This is a genomic window from Streptomyces sp. S6 (assembly GCF_054880855.1).
This window is the reverse complement of the sequence record NZ_JBTYMC010000488.1, coordinates 1-3,401: the sequence shown is the minus strand read 5'-3', so window position 1 is coordinate 3,401 and position 3,401 is coordinate 1. Positions and strand designations below refer to the sequence as shown.

Sequence of the window (3,401 nt, the reverse complement as noted above, 5' to 3'; positions counted from 1 at the left end):
TGGTGCCGCTCGCGACCGGGAGCGCCGGGGCGGGGGCGGTGCGGATTCCCGCCGCCTGGTGCGGGGTGTTCGGGCTGAAGCTCGGGGGTGGGCGGCTGCCGGGGGCGGATCGGACGGGGCTGGCGGCGCCCGGGTTCTTCGCCCGTCACCCTGCGGATGCGGCGGCGTGCTGGCGGGTGCTGTCCGGGGAGTCTCTTCCGGGGCTGGGGTGGCTTCCGGGGCTGGGGTGGCTTTCGGGGCCGGGGCGGGTTCCGGGGCGGGGGCGGGTTCCGGGGCCGGGGCGGCGGCCGTTGATCGCCGTCTGGTCGCCGGATCTCGGGTACGCCGGGTGCGATCCGGAGCCGGTGGCGCTCGCGCGCGGGGCCGCTTCGCGGCTTGCCGAGAGGGGGGTTGTGCGGATCAGTGAGCGGTCCGTGGTGCTGGAGGATCCGGCGGAGGCGTGGCTTGCGATGCGGGGGCCGAGTGGGGTGCGGCGGGCTGAGGGTGGAGCGCGGGAAGCGGGGGTTCGGGAGGCCGGGGTTCGGGAAGGCGGCGTGCGTGAAGTGAATGACGCGCGGCTCGCCGAGGTGTTCCGGTCGGCGGATCTGCTGCTGACTCCGGTGACGCCGAACGCGGCGCATGGGCACGAAGGGCCCGGTGAGCGCTACTCCACCGCTCTGACCTGGGCGTTCAATCTCAGTGGGCATCCGGCGGCCAGTGTGCCGGCGGGGGTCGGGGCGGACGGGTGTCCGGTGGGGCTCCAGATCGTCGCGCCCCGGGGCGGGGAGGGGCTGCTGCTGGCCGTGGCGTCGGCGTTGCCCTGGAGTCTGGGTGAGCCCCCTGTCGTACCGGAATGATTTCCGCCGGAGGGTGGTTATTGCACATGCATATACTCACTCCTGACCTATCTCCGGGGGAGCCATGACGGACCGTCGTTTCCTGTTCCTGCTCGGCAGCAGCCGTTCGGGCGGCAACACCGAACTCCTCGCGCGCCGGGCCGCCGAACAGTTGCCCGAGGGGGTCGAGCAGGAGTGGATCCGGCTGGCCGACCACCCGCTGCCCGACTTCCCCGACCTGCGTCACGACGAGGGCTACACGGCCCCCACCGACCCGAACGCCCGCCTCCTGCTCGACGCCACCCTCCGGGCCACCGACCTCGTCATCGCCTCGCCGCTGTACTGGTACTCCGTCTCCGCGCTCACCAAGCAGTACCTCGACCACTGGTCGTGGTGGCTGCGGCTGCCCGAGGCCGGTTTCCGGGGCGCAATGGCCGGGCGCACCCTCTGGGGCGTCTCCGCCTACGCCAGTGAGGCCTCGCGCGCGGAGCCGCTCGTCGGGACCCTCATGCACACCGCCGCGTTCATGAAGATGCGGTTCGGCGGGGTGCTGCTCGGCAACGGGACCGACCGCGGGGACGTCCTGAAGGACGACGAGGCGCTCGGGCGGGCGAAGGGATTCTTCGCCCAGGAGGCGCCGCTCGCCCGCTTCCCTCACGAGGAGGGCTGAAACCCCGTGGGAGGCGGCTCGGCGTCAGGCCGTGACGTCCTTCGTCGTGAAGCGGGCCCACGCCGCCGAGCCGAACACCGCCGCGTACAGGGCCTGGAGGCTCAGGTTCTTCTGGAGGTCGTCCCAGTAGACCGGCTCGCGCATGAGGTCGGCGAAGGACAGCCAGTAGTGGGAGAACAGGTAGGGGTGGACGGCGTGGAGCTGGGGGATCTGGTCGACGATCTGGACCGTGATCAGCAGGCCGACCGTGGTCGCCATCGCCGCGATGCCGCTGTTGGTCAGGGTCGACACGAACAGGCCGAGCGCCGCCACGCCCATCAGGGACGCGGCCACCACGAGCGCCATCAGGAACGCCCGCCACAGGCCGTCGGCGAACGTGATACGGGTGCCGGAGATCGTCGTCAGGTCGCCCAGGGGGAAGAGCAGCGCGCCGACCGCCAGCGCTGAGAGCGCCACGACGAGGGTCGCGATCAGGCAGAACGTCATCGTCGTCAGGTACTTGGTGAGCAGCAGCCGGGTACGGCCGGCCGGGGCGACCAGGAGGTAGCGCAGCGTCCCCGCGTTGGCCTCGCCCGCGATCGCGTCCCCGGCTATCACGCCCACGGCCATCGGCAGGAAGAACGGCAGGGTCGCCGCGAGGGCCGTGAACACCAGGAACAGGCCGTTGTTCGTGACCTGCGAGATGAACGCGGGCCCTCCTCCCGCGCCTCCGGGGCCACCCCTCGTCGAGCCGTCGGCCGTCTCGATCCGCACCGCGATGCCGACCAGGACCGGGACGGCCGCGAGCACTCCCAGCAGGGCCAGGGTGCGCCAACGGCGCAGTGTGGTCAGCAGTTCGCTGCGCAGCAGGCCCAGCGTCCACAGCGGGTTCGGGGCCCGCACCGCCGGAGCCGTCTCAACCCGCGACATCGAATCCCTCTCCCGTCAGCTCCACGAACGCGTCCTCCAGGGAGGCACGCCGCAGGGCGAAGCCGCGCACTCTGACACCTGCGGCCACCAGTGCCGCGTTCACCTCCGCGAGGTCCCTCTCCGGGGGCTCGGCCGTGACCTGCTCGCCTTCTGCGGTGACCTCCGCGAGGCCCTCCTCCTTGAGCACCCGCGCGGCCTCCGCCGGGTCCGGTGTCGTCACCACCAGCCGGCCCCTCGTCCGCGCCGCCAGCGCCGGGACCTCGCCCTGCGCGATCAGCCGGCCGCGCGCCATCACCGCCGCGTGCGTGCAGACCTGCTCGATCTCGTCCAGGAGGTGGGAGGAGAGGAACACGGTCGTCCCGTCCGCCGCGAGCTCTCTGATCAGCGCGCGGATCTCCCGCATGCCCTGGGGGTCCAGGCCGTTCGTCGGTTCGTCCAGCACCAGGAGGCGGCGGGGGCGCAGCAGCGCCGACGCGAGGCCCAGGCGCTGTTTCATGCCCAGGGAGTACGCCTTCGCCTTCTTGCCGGCTGCGGCCGTCAGCCCGACCCGCTCCAGCGCCGCCCCGACGCGCCGGGCCCGGGTGCGGGGGTCTGCCGTCGGGTCCGCCGCGTCGTACCGGAGGAGGTTGTCGCGGCCCGACAGGAAGCCGTACAGCGCGGGCCCCTCGATCAGCGCGCCGACCTCCGGGAGGACCTCGCCCGCCGCGCCCGGCATCGGCCTGCCGAGCACCCTCGCCGACCCCGAGGTCGGTGCGATCAGGCCCATCAGCATCCTGATGGTCGTCGTCTTCCCTGAGCCGTTCGGTCCGAGAAAGCCGAAGACACTGCCCCGGGGGACGGTCAGATCGAGGGAGTCGACGGCGAGCTGACCGCCCCGGAAGCGTTTGGTGAGGGCGCGGGTGAGGATCACCGGGGCGTCGGGGGCGGGCGGGGAGCCGGGGGTGGTGCGGAGCGCCGGTTGTGGGGCGGGGGCGGGGTGGTCCGCCGGCTGCGGGGCTCGGCCGGAG

Annotated in this window: 4 protein-coding genes; 2 read left to right on the top strand and 2 right to left on the bottom strand. The window is 73.0% G+C overall.

The window, feature by feature from the left end; all coding sequences use genetic code 11:
* Positions 1-836, top strand: an 836-nt coding sequence (locus tag ACVNF4_RS34060; protein ID WP_461806735.1) for an amidase family protein, incomplete at its 5' end; no start/stop codon positions are given.
* Positions 837-900: 64 nt separating this feature from the next.
* Positions 901-1,485: a flavodoxin family protein gene (locus ACVNF4_RS34055; RefSeq protein ID WP_461806734.1), complete on the top strand. Its 585-nt coding sequence runs from the start codon at positions 901-903 to the stop codon at positions 1,483-1,485.
* A gap of 24 nt (positions 1,486-1,509) precedes the next feature.
* Here the strand turns inward: ACVNF4_RS34055 and ACVNF4_RS34050 are convergent, their stop codons facing one another.
* Complete coding sequence (locus tag ACVNF4_RS34050; RefSeq protein WP_461806733.1) at positions 1,510-2,394, bottom strand: ABC transporter permease; 885 nt, start codon at positions 2,392-2,394, stop codon at positions 1,510-1,512.
* Positions 2,381-3,304: an ABC transporter ATP-binding protein gene (locus tag ACVNF4_RS34045; protein WP_461806736.1), complete on the bottom strand. Its 924-nt coding sequence runs from the start codon at positions 3,302-3,304 to the stop codon at positions 2,381-2,383. The genes ACVNF4_RS34050 and ACVNF4_RS34045 overlap by 14 nt, the downstream gene beginning before the upstream one ends.
* Positions 3,305-3,401 lie beyond the last annotated feature (97 nt).